This is a genomic window from Novipirellula herctigrandis, from assembly GCA_007859835.1.
Taxonomy (GTDB): Bacteria; Planctomycetota; Planctomycetia; order Pirellulales; family Pirellulaceae; genus Novipirellula_A; species Novipirellula_A herctigrandis.
The window spans coordinates 1-2,619 of the sequence record SJPJ01000005.1 but is presented as its reverse complement, the minus strand read 5'-3'; the positions used below and the strand labels follow the sequence as shown (position 1 = coordinate 2,619).

The window sequence follows — 2,619 nt, the reverse complement described above, 5'->3', positions numbered from 1 at the left end:
GTTCAAGAAAGCCGCTGCGCGGCATAGTTTTCCTGATTGGATTATTGTTTCAAAATTTGGTTGGCATGACATGCTGGTTCTTTTTGTCTCACAAAACAAAGAGGAGCTTACCATGCCAACCTACAACAACTTACCAAAGTCTTCGGCGTTCTTCAAAGGGAAATACTACGATAAACTCGTCGAAGACCTGAGGCTCGCAGGAATGGCTAAGCGAACCGTCTACGGCTACGTGCGAGCGGTCAGGAAGCTTGCTGAGTTTCATCAGCAATCACCTAGCAAACTCGACGAAGCGGACATTCGAGCCTTCCTGCTCTATCAAATCGTCGATCTGGAAGCCGCCTCAGGCACGCAAAGCGTCCTACTCTCGGGAATTAAGTTCTTTTATCGGACCTGCTGTCCGCGAAAATGGAAAGTCCTTGATCAAACCAAAATCAACTACGCCCACACGCTTCCCGAAGTGCTCACCCAGAAACAGATTTTCCAGATGATCGATGCTGCCAAGTCTTTCCGGCTCAAGTGCTTCATCTGGATTAGCTACACCTTGGGACTCCGGATCGGCGACGCGGTCAACTTGCAAGTCGGGGACATCGACAGCCAGCGAATGATGGTTCACATCCATCGAGGCAAAGGCGTCAAAGATCGTTACATCCCGCTGGCTCAATCCACGCTTTGTGTGCTTCGAGCCCAGTGGAAGACCCATCGAAACAAAACCTTTCTGTTTCCGGCAGCCGGACGCAATCATCACGATGGCTCCCAGTCCACGACGCCAATGAGCATTTCAACCGTGCAAGGTGCGATCAAGAAGATCACCGAGGAGCTGAACTTTGGCAAAAAAGTATCACAACACACTTTGCGACATTCCTATGCCACTCATTTGTTAGAAGCGAATGTGAGTTTAAAGGCGATTCAAAAGTACCTTGGGCACAGGAGTCTTCAGTCGACGATGATTTACCTTCATCTGACGGAAACGGCCGAGGTGGATGCTCGCAAGGTCATCAACCAGTTGTTTCGCGGACGCGACAAAACCGGCAAGTAGATGATCGACGTTGCGGAGGCAGCGGTTTCCACCGTCGCCGATGCACTGCGTCAGTTTGCTCCTGCCTACATTGCAAAGTATCACAAGCGAATGCCGCCCCATCACCGCAAGGTGCTCGGGTTGCTGATGCGATGCAAAACGGGAGAGCTTGGTTTTGTGGCCTATCGTTGCAAGAACTGCCAGGCAAAACACTCGCTGGGACGTTCTTGTGGCAATCGTCACTGCCCGAACTGTCAAAAGGATAAGACCCAGGCCTGGCTTGCCAAGCAGACCAGCAAACGGCTTCCGGTGCAACATTTTGTCGTCACGTTTACGGTTCCCGAGGAACTGCGTCCGCTGCTGCGCGCCCATCCTGAGGAGGGTTACGAAGCGCTCTTTCAGGCAGGCCGGCAAACGATCCAAGCGATGATGGCAGAACCAAAGAACGTCGGCAGTGATCAAATCGGGTTCTTCGGTATTTTGCATACGTGGGGTCGGGACCTAGCGAGCTATCATCCGCACGTTCACTTCGTCGTCCCTGGTGGCGGCGTCAGCCCGGATCGGACGAGGTGGTTGCAAGCCAAACGCGACCATCTTTTTCATCCTCTGCCGGCCAAGAGGCTTTACAAAAAACGGTTTGTCGAAGCGATCCGCGCCGCTGGGCTGTACGATCAATTGCCGCCAGGGGTGCTCAAATCCGATTGGGTCGTCAATCGTAAACCCGTTGGCAACGGCGAGGCCGTGCTGAAGTATCTCGCCCCGTATGTGTACCGTATCGCGATTAGTGATAACCGAATCGTTTCGGTGAATGAGTCGGGAGTGACCTACAAGGTTAAGCCGTCCGGTAAGCGTTATTCGATCGAGCGTCATCTCAGTGGCGAAAAGTTCGTCCAGGCATTCTCACAACACATCTTGCCGCCGGGATTTCGCAAGGTGCGCTATTATGGCTTCATGAGTCCCAACAACAAATTGAAACTTGCGAACGTTCGCTGGTTGATCTGGATTTGGCTCGGTTGGACGCTTTGGACATCGCTTCTGCCAAGCAAACCGCCGGAGCGTGTTCGGCAGCCGATCAAGTGCAATCACTGCGGGGGTGAAATGGAATTGATCGGTGTGACTGACCAGCACGGATGTTGGCTGTGGCGACGGGACACGTCGCGCGGTCCACCGGAATTGCAATCGCTGCCTGCTTGCTCAAAGGAGTCTCGGGCATGAGTCAAACCATCGCCTTGATCGAAAAGCTTTTCGATGTCGCCAAGCGTCATGCCGGGAGCGTTCTGCGCACGGGGCACGTGGTCGAAAAGAAACGGACGCAAAAACGACGAAACACTGCTCGGGATCAATCTGTCGGTACTTGGAAGCCGATCGAACCATTGCAAAAGTCGGCTGCTCTGTCACACAGGGACCACTTTGAGCAACACACAACAAGCGAATCAAAAGTTGAAAACCCTAAGGGTTCTGTAGCCGCATCCGGGCTTCTTGAACAACGAATTTGAGCATCGGCTCGGTCGCTCACCTGGATCGCACTATCCAGTTCACCCCACCAAAAATCATCACAAGCCGCTCTTCATTCACGCGATGTCAAATTCTTAACGGTTATCCGT

At 52.8% G+C, this 2,619-nt stretch carries 2 protein-coding genes; both read left to right on the top strand.

The features are described 5' to 3' along the window. Nucleotides 1-1,036, top strand: a 1,036-nt coding sequence (locus tag CA13_RS34270; RefSeq protein ID WP_419195344.1) for a tyrosine-type recombinase/integrase, incomplete at its 5' end; no start/stop codon positions are given. Further along, the gene (locus tag CA13_RS34265; protein ID WP_146393696.1) at nt 1,037-2,230 is read left to right on the top strand and encodes an IS91 family transposase; all 1,194 of its coding nucleotides are present in this window, start codon (nt 1,037-1,039) and stop codon (nt 2,228-2,230) included. It abuts the gene before it with no gap. Nucleotides 2,231-2,619 lie beyond the last annotated feature (389 nt).

Coding starts and splice junctions, on each gene's coding strand:
- CA13_RS34265 (WP_146393696.1), top strand. CDS start 1,037: ATGATCGACGTTGCGGAGGCAGCGGTTTCCACCGTCGCCGATGCACTG.